At 56.6% G+C, this 16,604-nt stretch carries 20 protein-coding genes; all 20 read left to right on the plus strand.

Annotated features, from left to right (window positions below; translation table 11 throughout):
• On the plus strand, positions 1-105 hold a 105-nt coding region (locus tag QZ517_RS08440; protein WP_294225206.1), incomplete at its 5' end, for an acyl-CoA dehydrogenase family protein.
• A gap of 93 nt (positions 106-198) precedes the next feature.
• Entirely contained in the window at positions 199-705 is a 507-nt protein-coding gene (locus QZ517_RS08445) for a lysozyme inhibitor LprI family protein (RefSeq protein WP_294225097.1), read from the plus strand.
• Complete coding sequence (locus tag QZ517_RS08450) at positions 706-1,194, plus strand: lysozyme inhibitor LprI family protein (RefSeq protein WP_294225100.1); 489 nt, start codon at positions 706-708, stop codon at positions 1,192-1,194.
• 16 nt (positions 1,195-1,210) lie between these two features.
• Complete coding sequence (locus QZ517_RS08455) at positions 1,211-2,818, plus strand: carboxyl transferase domain-containing protein (RefSeq protein WP_294225104.1); 1,608 nt, start codon at positions 1,211-1,213, stop codon at positions 2,816-2,818.
• Between the two features lie 81 nt (positions 2,819-2,899).
• On the plus strand, positions 2,900-4,849 hold the full coding sequence (locus QZ517_RS08460; protein ID WP_294225107.1) for an acetyl/propionyl/methylcrotonyl-CoA carboxylase subunit alpha: 1,950 nt from the start codon (positions 2,900-2,902) through the stop codon (positions 4,847-4,849).
• Complete coding sequence (locus QZ517_RS08465; RefSeq protein ID WP_294225110.1) at positions 4,846-5,517, plus strand: glutathione S-transferase family protein; 672 nt, start codon at positions 4,846-4,848, stop codon at positions 5,515-5,517. The genes QZ517_RS08460 and QZ517_RS08465 overlap by 4 nt, the downstream gene beginning before the upstream one ends.
• A 2-nt stretch (positions 5,518-5,519) precedes the next feature.
• Complete coding sequence (locus QZ517_RS08470; RefSeq protein ID WP_294225113.1) at positions 5,520-6,398, plus strand: hydroxymethylglutaryl-CoA lyase; 879 nt, start codon at positions 5,520-5,522, stop codon at positions 6,396-6,398.
• Positions 6,395-7,180, plus strand: coding sequence for a crotonase/enoyl-CoA hydratase family protein (locus QZ517_RS08475; protein WP_294225117.1), 786 nt, complete (start codon positions 6,395-6,397; stop codon positions 7,178-7,180). The genes QZ517_RS08470 and QZ517_RS08475 overlap by 4 nt, the downstream gene beginning before the upstream one ends.
• 423 nt (positions 7,181-7,603) lie before the next feature.
• Positions 7,604-7,969, plus strand: a complete 366-nt coding sequence (locus QZ517_RS08480) for an NADH-quinone oxidoreductase subunit A (protein WP_283427194.1) — start codon at positions 7,604-7,606, stop codon at positions 7,967-7,969.
• The gene (locus QZ517_RS08485; RefSeq protein ID WP_283427193.1) at positions 7,960-8,493 is read left to right on the plus strand and encodes an NADH-quinone oxidoreductase subunit B family protein; all 534 of its coding nucleotides are present in this window, start codon (positions 7,960-7,962) and stop codon (positions 8,491-8,493) included. Before QZ517_RS08480 ends, QZ517_RS08485 begins: the two co-directional genes overlap by 10 nt.
• Complete coding sequence (locus tag QZ517_RS08490; protein WP_294225124.1) at positions 8,490-9,095, plus strand: NADH-quinone oxidoreductase subunit C; 606 nt, start codon at positions 8,490-8,492, stop codon at positions 9,093-9,095. The genes QZ517_RS08485 and QZ517_RS08490 overlap by 4 nt, the downstream gene beginning before the upstream one ends.
• Positions 9,095-10,318 carry an NADH-quinone oxidoreductase subunit D gene (locus tag QZ517_RS08495; RefSeq protein ID WP_294225209.1) on the plus strand — a complete coding sequence of 408 codons (1,224 nt, stop codon included), beginning with the start codon at positions 9,095-9,097 and terminating at the stop codon, positions 10,316-10,318. The genes QZ517_RS08490 and QZ517_RS08495 overlap by 1 nt, the downstream gene beginning before the upstream one ends.
• Positions 10,315-10,584, plus strand: a complete 270-nt coding sequence (locus QZ517_RS08500; RefSeq protein WP_294225127.1) for a hypothetical protein — start codon at positions 10,315-10,317, stop codon at positions 10,582-10,584. The genes QZ517_RS08495 and QZ517_RS08500 overlap by 4 nt, the downstream gene beginning before the upstream one ends.
• The gene (gene nuoE / locus QZ517_RS08505; protein ID WP_294225135.1) at positions 10,584-11,717 is read left to right on the plus strand and encodes an NADH-quinone oxidoreductase subunit NuoE; all 1,134 of its coding nucleotides are present in this window, start codon (positions 10,584-10,586) and stop codon (positions 11,715-11,717) included. Before QZ517_RS08500 ends, nuoE begins: the two co-directional genes overlap by 1 nt.
• A 3-nt stretch (positions 11,718-11,720) precedes the next feature.
• Entirely contained in the window at positions 11,721-11,948 is a 228-nt protein-coding gene (locus QZ517_RS08510; protein ID WP_294225139.1) for a DUF5337 domain-containing protein, read from the plus strand.
• Between the two features lie 4 nt (positions 11,949-11,952).
• Positions 11,953-13,251 (plus strand): NADH-quinone oxidoreductase subunit NuoF, encoded by a 1,299-nt coding sequence (gene nuoF / locus QZ517_RS08515; protein WP_283427188.1) that lies wholly within the window; start codon positions 11,953-11,955, stop codon positions 13,249-13,251.
• 15 nt (positions 13,252-13,266) lie between these two features.
• Positions 13,267-13,644, plus strand: coding sequence for a hypothetical protein (locus QZ517_RS08520; protein ID WP_294225140.1), 378 nt, complete (start codon positions 13,267-13,269; stop codon positions 13,642-13,644).
• A 103-nt stretch (positions 13,645-13,747) separates the two neighbouring features.
• The gene (locus tag QZ517_RS08525) at positions 13,748-14,152 is read left to right on the plus strand and encodes a DUF5333 domain-containing protein (RefSeq protein WP_294225142.1); all 405 of its coding nucleotides are present in this window, start codon (positions 13,748-13,750) and stop codon (positions 14,150-14,152) included.
• Between the two features lie 3 nt (positions 14,153-14,155).
• On the plus strand, positions 14,156-16,174 hold the full coding sequence (gene nuoG, locus QZ517_RS08530; RefSeq protein ID WP_294225145.1) for an NADH-quinone oxidoreductase subunit NuoG: 2,019 nt from the start codon (positions 14,156-14,158) through the stop codon (positions 16,172-16,174).
• Positions 16,175-16,182: 8 nt separating this feature from the next.
• Positions 16,183-16,599: a hypothetical protein gene (locus tag QZ517_RS08535; protein WP_294225148.1), complete on the plus strand. Its 417-nt coding sequence runs from the start codon at positions 16,183-16,185 to the stop codon at positions 16,597-16,599.
• Positions 16,600-16,604: the final 5 nt, after the last annotated feature.

Below are 16,604 nucleotides of genomic sequence, written 5' to 3' on the forward strand. Positions count from 1 at the left end.
GTTGGTCGCATTTTCCGGGACGCGAAGCTGATGGAAATTGGCGCAGGCACCAGTGAAATCCGCCGCATGTTGATTGGCCGCGAGCTGATGGCGGCACAGGCATAAAGGCTCGTATTGACGTGTTTGTTTTGTAGGGTAGAGCGGGGCGGACATTCCCGCCTATCCTGACAGCAAGTAACGTTTGAAAGGCGGTAAACCATGTGGAAGATTTTGGCATTCGCGGCAGGGGTTGGGACTGGTACTGCAGTTTTAGCTGATGAGCAGGCAGGCTTTACATCAGTGGCGACAGAAACATGTTTGATCGCAATGGTGGAGAGCCAAAATCCAACTTCCTGCATTGGCGCCTCTGCCAACCTCTGCATGGAAACCACCGAGGGCGGCTGGTCCACTTACGGCATGAGCCAGTGCCTTGATCAAGAACTGCAGTATTGGGATGGGCGCCTCAACGCCGCCTACAAAACAGTGCGCACCAAGCGCAAAGCCTCGGACACAGAGATGGCTGAGCTTGGCTCGGCCGCACCGTCACAGGGGGATGCGCTCAAAAACATGCAGCGCGCTTGGATCGCATATCGTGACGCAACCTGTGATTATGAGCGGTCGCAGTGGGGCGGCGGCACCGGCGGTGGTCCAGCAACAGTCAGTTGCCTGATGTATATGACCGCTGAACAGGCGCTTTATTTGGAAGCAGACGGGTTGGTGGACTAAATGAAGGTGCTAAGTTCGATATTGAGTTTGACCGTCATGTTTGGCGCATCTTGGGCGCAGGCTGAGGCAACGTCCATTTCCGAGGAGACGATAGACATATGTCTGTCTGGTTTAGATCGGGAAAGTGACAAGCGTGTTTGTGTTGGCTTGGCAGCGCAAAACTGTGCGCAAGCTGGGGCGCTCGGTGCCTGCCTGGATGCGGAAATTGACTATTGGGATGCGCGGCTGTCCGCAGGCTTTGGCATGGCCCTTGATAGGGCGCAGGGCAAAGACAGCGATGCGGAAAGTTTGGCACTTGAGCCGCGAGATCAGGCTGGTGCGTTGCGCGCAGCTCAGGAGAGTTGGAAAGCCTACCGCAGTGCGACATGCGCCTTTGAACAAACCCTGTGGGAAACGGGAGCTGCCACCAGTCCGGAGTCTCAAGGCTGTCACTTGTACCTCACCGCTGAGCAGACTTTTTACCTCGAAGCTGTGGCTTTGATTGAATGAGAAATGGAACAAACCGATGAGCAAGTTGCAATCCAAGGTCATCACCGCGTCTGAGGATTTTGCCGCCAATCGCGCGGCACATCTGGAGATGATCGACATCGTGCGCGAAGTTGCGGAAGCGGCCCGCATCGGCGGTGGCGAAAAATCCCGCGCACGTCACGAAAGCCGCGGCAAAATGCTGCCGCGCCGGCGTGTGGCAGGATTGCTTGATCCTGGCTCACCGTTTCTGGAAGTCGGTGCCACCGCGGCGCACGGTATGTACGGCGGTGCCGCGCCTTGTGCAGGCGTGGTTGCTGGCATTGGTCGCGTGCATGGCCAAGAGGTCATGGTGGTCTGCAATGACGCCACCGTTAAGGGCGGCACCTACTACCCGATGACTGTGAAAAAACACCTGCGGGCACAAGAGATTGCCGAGCAGAACAACCTGCCCTGTGTCTACCTGGTGGACAGTGGCGGCGCGAACCTGCCGCAGCAGGATGAGGTCTTCCCGGATCGTGATCACTTTGGTCGCATCTTTTACAATCAAGCCAATATGTCCGCCAAAGGCATTCCGCAGATCGCCGTTGTGATGGGGTCCTGTACCGCTGGCGGCGCTTATGTGCCCGCCATGTCGGACGTGACCATTATTGTGAAAGAGCAGGGCACTATTTTCTTGGCAGGCCCGCCCTTGGTAAAAGCCGCCACCGGTGAAGTTGTCAGCGCCGAAGATTTGGGCGGCGGAGATGTGCACACGCGTCTGTCCGGTGTGGCGGATTATTTGGCCGACGATGATGCCCACGCGCTGGCATTGGCGCGAGATGCGCTGAAACATCTCAACCGCATCAAGCCGCAAACCGTGGATTGGCAAACACCCGAGGATCCCGCTTATGACCCGGAGGAAATCCTTGGTGTAGTGCCTGGCGGTCTGCGCACACCTTACGACATCCGAGAAGTCATTGCTCGCGTGGTCGATGGCTCGCGGTTTGACGAGTTCAAAAAACGTTTTGGCGAAACCCTTGTCTGTGGCTTTGCCCATGTCAAAGGCTGCCCAGTTGGCATCATCGCCAACAATGGTGTGCTCTATTCCGAAAGCGCCGCCAAAGGCGCGCATTTTGTTGAACTGTGCTCGCAACGTGGCATCCCGTTGGTGTTCTTGCAAAACATCACCGGCTTTATGGTTGGCCAGAAGTATGAAGCCGAAGGCATCGCCCGCCACGGCGCCAAGCTGGTGACAGCTGTGGCCACCACCAAAGTGCCAAAAATCACCATGCTGGTTGGCGGCTCTTTTGGGGCTGGTAACTACGGCATGGCTGGGCGGGCGTATTCGCCACGGTTCTTGTGGAGCTGGCCTAACTCGCGGATTTCCGTGATGGGGGGGGAGCAGGCCGCAGGCGTTTTGGCCACAGTGAAACGCGATTCCATCGAGCGCCAGGGGGGCGAATGGTCGGCGGAGGAAGAAACCGCTTTCAAACAGCCCACGCTCGACATGTTTGAGGAGCAAAGCCACCCGCTTTATGCGTCTGCCCGCCTTTGGGATGACGGCATTGTAGATCCGCGCAAGACCCGCGACGTGCTGCATCTGAGCCTCACCGCGTCCCTGAACGCCAAAATAGAAGAGACCAAGTTCGGCGTGTTCCGGATGTAATCATTCTCTTTCCATAAATATCCCCGGGGGTCCGGGGGCAGGTTGCCCCTGGTCCGACGTCTCAATGCAAAGGACCACCCGATGTTTGAAAAAATCCTGATAGCCAACCGAGGCGAGATTGCCTGCCGTGTGATGGAAAGCGCCCGTGCTATGGGCGTAAAAACTGTTGCCGTCTATTCAGAGGCTGATGCCACGGCCAAACATGTCGCTCTGGCAGATCAAGCCATACATATCGGTGGCCCAGCACCTGCTGACAGCTACCTCAAAGGCGATGTGATTATCCAAGCTGCGCTTGATACTGGCGCACAAGGGATTCACCCGGGTTATGGTTTCTTGTCGGAAAACCCAGAGTTTGTAGATGCTGTTGAGGCGGCCGGACTGACCTTCATCGGCCCCTCTGCCAAGGCGATCCGAGCGATGGGGCTCAAGGATGCTGCCAAAGCTCTGATGGAAGAAGCCGGTGTGCCAGTTGTCCCTGGCTATCATGGCGACAATCAAGACGGTGCGTTTCTGGCGGATCAAGCCCAGAAAATTGGCTTTCCGGTTTTGATCAAAGCGGTTGCTGGCGGCGGTGGGAAAGGCATGCGCCTTGTGGAAAAGACTGCCGATTTTGCTGACGCACTTGCTTCCGCGCAGGGCGAGGCCACTACGGCTTTTGGCAACCCCGATGTTCTGATCGAGAAATATGTAACCAGCCCACGTCATATCGAGGTGCAGGTGTTTGGGGACGGCACCAACGCCGTGCATCTGTTTGAGCGCGACTGCTCGCTGCAGCGTCGCCATCAGAAGGTCATCGAAGAGGCACCAGCGCCCGGTATGACCGAAGAAATGCGCGCTGCCATGGGGGAAGCCGCTGTTCGGGCCGCTGAAACCATCAACTACAAAGGCGCGGGCACGATTGAATTTATCGTAGATGGCTCAGACGGGCTGCATCCGGATGGGTTTTGGTTCATGGAGATGAACACCCGTCTTCAGGTGGAACATCCTGTTACTGAAGCAATCACAGGCGTCGACCTAGTGGAGTGGCAACTGCGCGTTGCCTCCGGCGAGCCGTTGCCCATGCAGCAAGATAAGCTGACCATCACTGGCCACTCCTTTGAAGCGCGCATCTACGCCGAGGACGTGCCTAAGGGGTTCCTGCCCGCCATCGGTACGCTGTCACATCTGGAGTTCCCGACCCAAGCTCGCATCGACAGCGGCGTGCGGGCAGGTGACACCATCAGCCCATGGTACGACCCGATGATTGCCAAGCTGGTGGTGCATGGCCCGACACGGGATGTGGCGCTCAAGCAGCTGGAGCGCGCCCTGCGTTGGACAGATGTTGGCGGCACCGTGACCAACGTGAGCTTCCTGGCTCTGTTGGCGGCACAGCCAAATTTTGTGGCAGGAGACGTGGACACAGGTCTGATCGAACGTCACATTGATGCACTGGCCGTGCAGCCTTCGGCCTGCACCAAAGCGCGCTCAGTGGCGGCGCTGACAGCGCTGGGATTGCGGCCACTGGATGGATCCGCGCCGGCCGAAACGCTGGTTCTGTGGTCTCCGCTGACACACAGCGTGTCGCTGATCCACAATGAAGAGCGCATCGACGTGGATGTGCGGGTCAACGATACCGGCAATTACGGTGTCCACGTCGAAGAGGCGGAACACACCGTCACCTTCAAAGGCGGCAGCTGGTGGGTCGACACAGTCAAAGTTCTCGCGCGCACCGCGCAAAACGGCGATGAGCTGACCGTTTTCTGGGGCAACGGCTATCGCTTCACTGTCGTGGACCCGCTGGACCGCGAAGATGAAGGCGGGGTAGGCGGCAATGTGATTGCCGCACCGATGCCGGGTTTGGTTAAGGCGATCTTTGCCAGAGCTGGCCAAGAGGTCAACGAAGGCGACCGTCTTGCCATTCTCGAGGCCATGAAAATGGAACACTCTCTTCTCGCGCCACGTGATGGTGTTGTGGCCGATATTCTGGCAACGGAAGGCGCACAGGTTGAGGACGGTACTGCTCTGATCTTGTTGGAAGAAGACGAGGAATGAGTGCGGTCCTGCACTCCATTGCGGGCAGCCGGTCCTTTCGGGTGAACTGGCTGCTCCACGAGCTTGGCGAGGCCGTGGAGATTGTCCCGTACCAGATTATGGATGGCTCACTGCAAGCCCCTACGTTCAAGGCCATGTCCCCCGCCCGGCGCGTGCCTGCGTTGGAGATCGACGGGCGCGTGCTGTATGAAAGCGGCGCAATAGTGCAGTATCTTTGCGAGACCCGTGAGGGGCACAAGCTAATGCCAGATATTGCCACTGATGCGCGTGCGGAATGGCTGCAATGGCTGCACTACGCCGAAACCATCGCCGCGGGCATTCAGAACCTCAACATGCAGCACCTGTTCCTGCCGAAAGGTTGGATGAAATCCCCCACCGTGATGGGGATCGAAACCAAACGGCTGGCGATAGCCTTGAAAGCGGTTGAGACCGCCTTGTCAGATGGGCGCGAGTTCCTGTTGGCAAGTGGGTTTTCGGCTGCGGACGTTATGATGGGCTTCACGCTGGAAAGCGCCAGCCGATATGTGCGGTTTGACGGTTATCCTTTGACCACGGCCTACTTGCGGCGCATCGAAACCCGTCCTGCTTACAGCGCAGCACAGGCTGCTGAGGGCGCGCAGCAATTTTATACGCAAGACTTCTATGATTTGCCGGAACAGGGGCCGTAAACATGTCCAACACCGTTGAAATTTTCGAAATGGGCCCGCGCGACGGGCTGCAAAACGAAAAGCGCCAGATCCCCACCTCGGAAAAAATCGCGTTGGTGGACTGCCTGTCCAAAGCGGGGTTCAAGCGCATCGAGGTGGCCAGTTTTGTTAGCCCGAAATGGGTGCCACAGATGGCCGACTCTGCGGCCGTCCTAGCGGGAATTACCCGCGCCGAAGACGTTAGCTACGCAGCGCTCACGCCCAACATGCGCGGCTTTGAAGGGGCTGTTGCAGCCAAGGCAGACGAGATTGCAATTTTTGGCTCGGCCTCGGAAGGCTTTTCCAAAGCCAACATCAACGCCACCATTGCTGAAAGCCTTGAACGGTTTGCACCTGTGGTTGTAGCAGCCAAAGAGATCGGTCTGCCAGTCCGAGGCTACGTAAGCTGCGTCACGGATTGCCCTTATGATGGTGCAACTCCTCCAGAAAAAGTCGCAGAGGTGGCCAAGCACCTGTTTGACGCGGGCTGCTACGAGATCAGTTTGGGCGACACCATTGGCCAAGGCACGCCGGAAAGTATCAAGGCGATGTTGGAAGCCGTTTTGGAAGTGGTGCCCGCAGATAAAGTGGCAGGCCATTACCACGATACAGCTGGCCGTGCGCTTGCCAACATTGAGGCGTCTCTTGGGCTCGGCATTCGCGTGTTCGACGCCGCTGTTGGCGGGCTGGGCGGTTGCCCCTACGCGCCGGGTGCCAAAGGCAACGTCGCTACGGAGGCCGTAGACGCGCGCTTAAAGGCGCTGGGCTATGAGACGGGCTTAAATGCAGACGTTTTGGGGCGTGCTGCGGAAATGGCACGGACCATGCGCGTGACGGACGAAAAGGCAGAGGACGCAAAATGACCTATCAAACCCTCACCATCAAAACCGATGAACGCGGCGTCGCCACACTCACTCTGGATCGCCCGGAAAAGCATAACGCGATGTCCGGGCAGATGATTGTTGAACTCAAACAAGCCGCAGAGGCGCTGGGCGCAGATGAGGCCGTGCGTGTGGTTGTGCTGACCGGGGCTGGTAAAAGCTTCTGTGCAGGAGGTGATCTGGGGTGGATGCAGTCGCAAATGGCGGCGGACCCCAAAATGCGCTTTGTTGAGGCGCGCAAATTGGCTGAGGCTTTGCAGGCGCTCAACACGCTGCCCAAACCGCTTATTGGCCGTTTGCAAGGAAGCGCTTTTGGCGGTGGGGTGGGCATGGCCAGCGTCTGTGACGTCGCCATAGGTGTGGACACCCTAACCATGGGGCTGACGGAAACCAAACTAGGGTTGATCCCGGCCACGATCGGCCCCTACGTGTTGTCGCGCATGGGCGAGGCCATGGCGCGTCGGGTCTTTATGTCCGCCCGTCTGTTCAAAGCGTCGGAAGCGGTCACACTTGGCTTGCTGGCCAAAGCAGTGCCCTCCGAAGATTTGGATGCCGCGGTTGAGGCAGAGGTAACACCCTATTTGGCCTGTGCCCCGGGCGCAGTTGCCAGAGCAAAGATGCTGGCCCGCAAACTAGGTCCAGTAATTGACGATGCGGTTATCGACCATACCATTGGCGAATTGGTTGCCTGCTGGGAAGGGCAGGAGGCCAAAGATGGCATTGGTGCCTTTTTTTCAAAGGAAAAGCCAAAATGGGCCTCCTGAATACCATTTGATTACAGGAAGTAGGTTTGGAGCGAAGCTGGGATCCCGGCTTCGCGTTTTCTTTGGGGATTCCCTTTAAGACATAGATGAAAAACACTTTTTACGACCTTACCGAGGTACTGGGGGCGAGCGAGCGTCGAAAGATTTAGTTGATTTTTTTTGTCAGATATCGGAGGATTCTGGAATCAAGGGTCAATTTGTCCCGTTTCAAGTGATGGGTGGAAAAAAATGGCACCGGCTTAATGCCGCACATACATGTGAATTGCGCTTAAGTTATTGATTTTTAGGGAATAACATCAAAGTCACGTCAGGCTCAATTCTTGCGCTAATTGTTGACCCCGCCATAGGGCAGGGGTAAACCCCGCAGAGAGTCTATACAGCCATCTGACTGCACCGTGCTGGCGTGCATGAAAGGAGCTACCCTTGGAAGAGATGCTTCGGGAATATTTTCCCATCCTCATCTTCGCAGCCGTTGCCATCGGTCTCGGTCTTGTTTTCATTCTTGCAGCCGTTGTTTTGGCCGTCCGCAATCCGGACCCGGAAAAAGTCTCTGCGTATGAATGTGGTTTCAACGCCTTTGATGACGCGCGTATGAAATTTGACGTTCGGTTTTACCTCGTCTCGATCCTCTTCATCATTTTTGACTTGGAGATCGCCTTCCTCTTCCCTTGGGCTGTGGCCTTTAAAGATGTCTCGATGGTGGGGTTCTGGTCGATGATGGTGTTTCTCGCGGTTCTGACCATTGGCTTTGCCTATGAGTGGAAAAAAGGAGCTCTGGAATGGGAGTGATGACCGGCCAGAACACCGCAGGTGTGGACAAAGAAGTTGTCACCCAGGCGCTGAATTCCGAGTTGCAGGACAAAGGCTTCCTGCTGACCAATGCGGAAGATCTGATCAACTGGGGCCGCACCGGCTCGTTGCACTGGATGACCTTTGGTCTGGCCTGTTGCGCAGTTGAGATGATGCATACCTCTATGCCGCGCTATGACGCTGAGCGTTTTGGCATCGCCCCGCGCGCCTCCCCACGTCAGTCTGACGTGATGATTGTGGCGGGCACGCTGACCAACAAAATGGCCCCGGCGCTGCGCAAGGTTTATGACCAAATGCCTGAGCCACGCTATGTGATCTCTATGGGGTCTTGTGCCAATGGCGGCGGCTACTACCACTACAGTTATTCGGTGGTGCGCGGCTGTGACCGCATTGTGCCGGTCGACATCTATGTTCCGGGCTGCCCGCCAACCGCCGAAGCGTTGCTTTATGGTCTGTTGCAGCTGCAACGCAAAATCCGCCGCACAGGGACAATTGAACGATGACTGAAGCCCTGAATGAACTCGGCGCGCACATCGAGCTCAAGCGCCCGGACTGTGTGATCGGCTGGGATGTCTCATTTGACGAGCTGACCGTAAATGTGGCGCCAGCCAACATCGCGCCTTTTGTGGAATTCCTGCGCAACGATCCAACTTGCCGGTTCTCCACCCTCGTGGATATCACTGCCGTGGACTATCCAGAGCGGGCTAAGCGCTTTGACGTCGTCTACCATTTTCTGAGCATGTATCAGAACCACCGCGTGCGTCTGCGCGTGTCGGTGCGCGAAGACGAAATGGTGCCGTCCATTGTGCCGGTGCATCCGTCGGCCAACTGGTTTGAACGCGAAGTGTTTGACATGTTTGGCATCATCTTCTCCGACCACCCGGATCTTCGCCGCTTGCTGACGGACTACGGCTTCCGTGGCCACCCGCTGCGCAAGGACTTCCCAACCACTGGGTATACCGAAGTGCGCTATGACGAAGTGCAGAAGCGCGTGGTCTATGAGCCTGTGCAGCTGACACAGGACTACCGCCAGTTTGATTTCATGTCTCCTTGGGAAGGTGCCGAGTACATCCTGCCTGGCGACGAGAAGGGGGACGCAAAATGATGGACGGCTCCAAATTTGACGACGGCAGCGTGGATGCGCTGAGCGGCGAACAGCAGATCCGCAACTTCAACATCAACTTCGGCCCACAGCACCCTGCGGCGCACGGCGTGCTGCGTCTGGTGCTGGAGCTGGACGGTGAAATTGTCGAGCGGTGCGATCCGCACGTTGGCCTGCTGCACCGTGGCACCGAAAAGCTGATGGAAAGCCGCACCTATTTGCAGAACCTGCCGTATCTCGACCGCCTCGATTACGTGGCTCCGATGAACCAGGAACACGCATGGTGTTTGGCGATTGAAAAACTGACCGGCACTGAGGTGCCACGTCGTGCACAGCTCATTCGTGTGCTGTTCTGCGAAATCGGCCGCATTCTGAACCACCTGATGAACGTCACCACACAGGCGATGGACGTTGGTGCTCTGACCCCGCCGCTGTGGGGCTTTGAAGAACGTGAAAAACTGATGGTGTTTTATGAGCGGGCCTGTGGCGCGCGCCTGCACGCCAACTATTTCCGCCCTGGTGGCGTGCACCAAGATCTTCCGGATCAACTGGTGGACGATATCGAAGAGTGGGCCATTGAGTTTCCACAGGCACTTTCCGATATCGACGAGTTGCTGACCGAGAACCGCGTGTTCAAGCAGCGTAACGTGGACATTGGCGTTGTAACCGAAGAAGATGTGCTTCAATGGGGCATGTCCGGTGTCATGGCGCGGTCTGCTGGCATGGCATGGGACTTGCGTCGTGCGCAGCCCTATGAGTGCTACGACGAATTTGAGTTCCAAATCCCTGTTGGCAAAAACGGGGATTGTTACGACCGCTACCTGATGCGCATGGAAGAAATGCGCCAATCTCTGTCGATCATGCGTCAGGCGATTGTAAAATTGCGCGAAGCGACAGGCGACGTCCTGTCCCGCGGAAAATTGACCCCGCCGAAACGCGGCGACATGAAAACGTCGATGGAAAGCTTGATCCACCACTTCAAACTTTACACCGAAGGTTTCCATGTGCCGGAAGGTGAAGTCTATGCAGCTGTCGAAGCGCCCAAAGGTGAGTTTGGCGTTTACATGGTGGCGGATGGCACCAACAAGCCCTACCGTGCCAAGCTGCGCGCGCCAGGCTATCTGCACCTGCAGGCGATGGACCATATTACAACCGGCCACCAGCTGGCCGACGTGGCTGCCATCATTGGCACCATGGACATTGTGTTCGGGGAGATCGACCGATGAAATCACCCGTTTTTGTTGCCGTTTCGATTTTGGCATTGAGCAGCCAGACGGCCTTAGCCGACATGTCGTTCCCGGAGATGGTTTCTGATTCCAATGGGTATCTGCACATCCGTGACAACGTTGTGCTCGTTGAGACCGATGACGGCAGCTATATGTGCCGGCTAAACATTACAGACGCTGCTTTTGACGCCCAAGAACAGGGTGAAGATATCCCGGAAGACGCAGCCTCCGCGACCTGTATCCCGCTTGAGGAGTTCGAAAACTAATGCTCCGTCGCCTGTATCACGACCAGCCGGAAAGCTTTGCTTTCACCGCGGCCAATCAGACCTGGGCCGAGGCTCAGATCACCAAATACCCGGAAGGCCGCCAGGCCTCCGCTGTGATCCCACTTCTGTGGCGTGCGCAGGAACAAGAAGGCTGGCTTTCTAAACCCGCGCTTGAAACCGTGGCGGACATGCTCGACATGGCCTACATCCGTGTGCTTGAGGTGGCCTCGTTCTACTTCATGTTCCAGATGCAGCCGGTTGGCTCACTGGCACATATCCAGATTTGCGGCACCACTTCTTGCATGATCTGCGGCGCCGAAGACCTGATCGCGGTCTGCCGTGAGAAAATTGCTGACAAACCGCACCAGCTCAGCGCGGACGGCAAGTTTTCTTGGGAAGAAGTTGAATGTCTTGGTGCTTGCACCAACGCGCCAATGGCGCAAATCGGCAAAGACTACTTCGAAGATCTGACCGCTGATGGCTTTGCCAAGATGCTGGACGACCTGGCCGCTGGCAAAGTGCCAACTGCCGGTCCGCAGAATGGCCGCTATTCCTCTGAGCCGCTTTTCGGCCTGACCAGCTTGAAAGAATACGACAGCGGCAAAACGCAGTACAACGCGTCTGCCCAACTGGCAGCCGACCTTGGCGACTCCATCAAACGCATCGACGGCACCGAAGTGCCAATCCTGACACCTTGGGTTGGCAAAGACGGCGTTGTTGCCGGTCGCGCCGCCGAAGGTCAACCGCCGAAACCTGCCCCTACGCCCAAACCAGCTGTGAAGCAGGCTGAAGAGGCGAAGAAGGCTGAAAAACCCAAGGCAGCTAAAGCAGCCGCCAAAGCTGACAAGCCAAAAGTCAAGAAGGACGCGGCCAAGTCGGATACCGCTGACGATCTGAAACAGCTCAAGGGTGTTGGCCCTGCGTTAGAGAAGAAATTGCACGACAATGGCGTGACCACTTTTGCGCAGATTGCCGCTTGGACTGCCGACGATATCACCGACATGGATGACAAACTGTCGTTCAAAGGCCGTATTGCGCGGGATGGCTGGGTCGATCAGGCAAAGCTTCTTGCCTCAGGCGAAGAAACCGAATTCTCAAAGAAAGTCGCCAAAGGCGACGTCTACGAGGATTGATGAATGACTGAGAAACAATCGGATCAGGACACAGCGCGCAAAAGCCGCATGGTATCGGTGGTGATCGCCGGAACCATCCTGATTTGGCTGGCTCTCAATGTGATTGGAAAGATGGCAGGATTGCCGGGGCGCTTTGCGCTGCTGTTTGATTTTGCTGCAATGGCCGCGCTGATTTGGGCGTTGGTCAACATCTATCAGATCTGGCGCGCGCGTCAGGCAGACAAAGGGTAACGGGATGCTCAAAGATCAAGACCGTATCTTTACCAACCTCTACGGTATGCATGACCGCACATTGGCAGGCGCCAAGGCGCGTGGCCATTGGGATGGCACTGCAAAGCTGATCCAGCAGGGGCGGGATTCGATCATCGACACCATGAAGGCATCTGGCCTGCGTGGCCGTGGTGGTGCGGGCTTCCCAACTGGCCTGAAGTGGTCTTTCATGCCCAAAGAAAGCGATGGTCGACCGGCGTATCTGGTGATCAACGCCGATGAATCCGAGCCTGGCACCTGTAAAGACCGCGAAATCATGCGCCACGATCCGCACACGCTGATCGAAGGGGCGTTGATTGCCTCTTTCGCGATGAACGCGCACACCTGCTACATCTATATTCGCGGCGAATACATCCGCGAACGCGAAGCGCTGCAGGCCGCGATCGACGAATGTTATGACGCGGGCATGCTGGGCAAAAACGCTGCCGGCTCTGGCTGGGATTTTGATCTGTTTCTGCACCACGGTGCCGGCGCCTACATCTGCGGCGAAGAAACCGCATTGCTGGAAAGCCTCGAAGGCAAAAAAGGCATGCCACGCATGAAGCCACCGTTCCCGGCGGGCGCAGGTCTATATGGCTGTCCAACCACAGTGAACAACGTGGAATCCATCGCCGTGGTCCCGACCATCCTGCGCCGTGGTGGGGAATGGTTTGCTGGCTTTGGTCGCCCAAACAACGCTGGTACCAAGCTTTTTGGCATCTCCGGTCATGTGAACAACCCGTGTGTGGTTGAAGAAGAGATGTCGATCTCTTTTGAAGAGTTGATCGACAAACACTGTGGCGGCATCCGCGGCGGCTGGGACAACCTTTTGGCCGTCATCCCAGGGGGCTCTTCCGTGCCTTGTGTGCGTGGTGAAAACATGCGCGACGCAATCATGGACTTTGATTATCTGCGCAACGATCTGGGATCCGGTCTTGGCACTGCTGCTGTGATTGTTATGGACAAGCAGACCGACATCATTAAAGCGATCTGGCGTCTTGCGAAATTCTACAAACATGAAAGCTGCGGCCAGTGTACTCCGTGTCGCGAAGGCACCGGCTGGATGATGCGTGTGATGGATCGTCTGGTGCGCGGCGAAGCTGAGATCGAAGAGATCGACATGCTGTGGGACGTGACCAAACAAGTTGAAGGTCACACAATCTGTGCTTTGGGAGATGCGGCGGCCTGGCCTATCCAGGGCCTGATCCGCAATTTCCGTGAAGAGATCGAAGATCGGATCAAGGCCAACAATACAGGGCGCATGGGCGCCTTTGCTGCGGAGTAAATACGAAGAATGCGCATGACTACGTTCACTTGCCAGCGGAAGACGCCAGCCATTATTGCCGGGTTGCTCATTGCAACCACGGCACTGTCGGCTTGTAGCGGTAATTGGCGTGCGAGCTTCAAAAACAAGCGCGAGCGTATTGCGTTTGAGGGCTATCAGTACAAAGCCAAATCTAACCAAGTCTCCAAAGAAGAACGCGAACACTTCGAAGTGGTTGTGTCCCGCGCCAATCAGAGCCTGACAGGTGCACGCCAGGCGGGTGAATATGAGGCCGTCAAATACTGCATTAAGCAGTACGGTACGTCCAAAATGGATTGGGTGATTGGGCCGGAAACAGAAACCATCATCCCCGTGAATGACAAAATCAGACTCGAAGGATATTGCCGCCCGTGATCTGTTATCCGACATATCCCGGCTGTTATTGCCTATCACAGCGGCTTTTGCCCCTGTCCTCTTCGGCAAAGGGAGTCTTTGCCGTTGCCAAAGGAGTGAGCAAATGATCCGTCTGACATCTGTATTTGTTGCCGCAACCCTCGCCTTGAGTGGTGCCGCTTTTGCCAAGCCACCTCTGCGTGAGGTGAAAGAAATCTACGATCCGCTGTATTGGGCCCTGGTGGCTTTTGAAATCAGCGAAGTCTGTGACAGCATTGAGCCGCGTAAGTTCAAGGGCGTGGCGGATGGCTGGGGGTTGGTGCGTAAAGCACGCAAACTTGGCTACACGGATGACGAGATCAAAGCATTTATCAAATCGGACGAAGAGAAAGAGCGCATGCGGCAGCGTGGTGACGCGTATCTCAAGCACAAGGGTGCCTCTTTGGACAATCCGGAATCTGTCTGTGCGCTAGGTCGCGCGGAAATCGAACGAAACAGCGCGATCGGCGTGTATTTGAGGGCGAAATAAGCGATGTCTGACCTCCGCAAGATCATCATCGACGAGCAAGAAGTCGAGGTAGAGGGCGCAATGACCCTGATCCAGGCCTGCGAAGAAGCGGGTGTGGAAATTCCGAGGTTCTGCTACCACGAACGTCTGTCGATTGCCGGCAATTGCCGCATGTGCCTTGTTGAAGTTGTCGGTGGACCACCAAAGCCAGCGGCGTCCTGCGCCATGCAGGTACGTGACTTGCGTCCGGGTCCCGAAGGTCAACCACCTGTTGTGAAAACCAACTCGCCTATGGTCAAAAAGGCCCGCGAAGGTGTGATGGAATTCATGCTGATCAACCACCCGCTGGATTGCCCGATTTGCGATCAGGGTGGCGAATGTGATCTGCAGGATCAGGCCATGGCTTATGGCATCAGCGAAAACCGCTTCAAAGAAGGCAAACGCGCTGTAGATGATCTGGACCTTGGTCCGCTTGTCGCAACCACAATGACACGTTGCATCTCTTGCACCCGCTGTGTGCGTTTCACTACCGAAGTGGCGGGCATCACCCAGATGGGTCAAACCGGCCGTGGCGAAGACGCAGAAATCACCAGCTATCTGAACCAGACTTTGGACAGCAACCTGCAGGGTAACATCATTGACCTGTGCCCGGTAGGCGCGTTGACCTCTAAGCCGTACAGCTTCACCGCGCGCCCATGGGAGTTGACCAAAACCGAGACCATCGATGTGATGGACGCGCTTGGCGCGAGCATTCGGGTGGATACGAAGGGGCGCGAAGTTATGCGCATCCTGCCACGCAACCATGATGGCGTGAACGAAGAGTGGATTTCCGACAAGACTCGTTTTGTCTGGGACGGCTTGCGCCGTCAGCGCTTGGATCAGCCTTATGTGCGTGTGGATGGCAAGTTGAAGCCTGCGACGTGGGGCGAAGCCCTGACTGCTGCAGCGCAGGCAATGAATGGCAAAAAGGTTGCAGGCTTGATTGGGGACTTGGTTCCTGTTGAGGCCGCCTATGCGCTCAAGCAATTGGTTCAAGGTTTGGACGGCAACGTGGAATGCCGCACCGACAATGTTCGCCTGCCTTTGGACAATCGGGCCGCCTATGTTGGAACAGCTTCAATCGAAGACATTGATGACGCGAAGTTCATCATGATGCTTGGGTCAAACCCACGTGAAGAAGCTCCGGTCCTGAATGCGCGTATTCGTGCGGCATGGTCCAAAGGTGCAACTGTTGGGCTAATTGGTGAGGCGGTCGACCTGACTTATGACTACGTCCACATCGGCACGGACCGTGCGGCGTTGGAAGGCCAGTTGGGTAAAGAATACAAGGGCGTGATCGACCAGGCTTCGATCATTGTTGTTGGGCAAAGTGCCCTTCGCGAGGCAGATGGCCTTTCGGTTTTGGCGCATGCTCAAAAGCTGGCGGAAGAAACCAAGTCGAAGTTGTTGGTGCTGCATACCGCGGCCTCTCGTGTTGGCGCGATGGATATCGGCGCCACGACTTTGGGTGGCATGGAAGCGGCCATTGATGGGGCTGAGGTCATCTACAATCTTGGTGCTGATGAGGTTGAAATCGACCCTGGTACCTTTGTGATCTATCAAGGCAGCCACGGGGATCGCGGTGCACACCGTGCAGATGTGATCCTGCCAGCTGCGGCTTACACAGAAGAAAACGGTCTGTTTGTGAACACCGAAGGCCGCCCTCAATTGGCCATGCGCGCCGGTTTTGCACCGGGTGAAGCCAAAGAAAACTGGGCAATTTTGCGCGCTCTGAGTGCAGAACTCGACGCGACCCTCGGGTACGATTCATTGGCGCAACTGCGCACCGTGATGATCGCCGAGGTGCCGCATCTCGCCAAAATCGATCAGGTTCCGGTCAATGAAGGCGAATCTCTGGAGACTGGGCCTTTGGGCAAAGCGGCATTCAAGTCCGTGGTCTCCGATTTCTACCTGACCAATCCAATTGCGCGAGCGAGCAGCTTGATGGCGGAGCTTTCTGCAGCTGCCAAAGCTCGCAACAGCGCCAAAATCGCAGCGGAATAAGCCAACAGATGACCTTGCGCCCCTCACATACCCTGATCGCTGCGGCCACTCTGGCCGGGCTGTCGGCCTGCACCCCGCAGACCGGTACGGATGTGATGCGTGAGCAGGTTGCCTTTGAGCCCAAATATGCCGGTGTAGACACACGGTTGCTGGAAGGTGATCTGGTGAACTTTCACGTGGCGATGGCGGGCGCTCGCGACGAAGACGATGTGCATGCTTACGCCGAATGCGCGGCTGCGCAATATGCGCTCATTCGTGGCTTTGGCTTTGCCCGGCATGTACGCACAACAACAGACAATCAGGGCGACTTGTGGTCAGGGGATGCGGTTTACACCATCTCCGCCGCGCTGCCCCGTGGTCTCAAGACAATCGACGCCGAAGTCATTGTCGCGAACTGCGAAGACAACGGAATACCTACGGTGTGAGGACC

Origin of the sequence: uncultured Shimia sp. (assembly GCF_913054185.1) — a bacterium.
GTDB lineage: Bacteria > Pseudomonadota > Alphaproteobacteria > Rhodobacterales > Rhodobacteraceae > Shimia.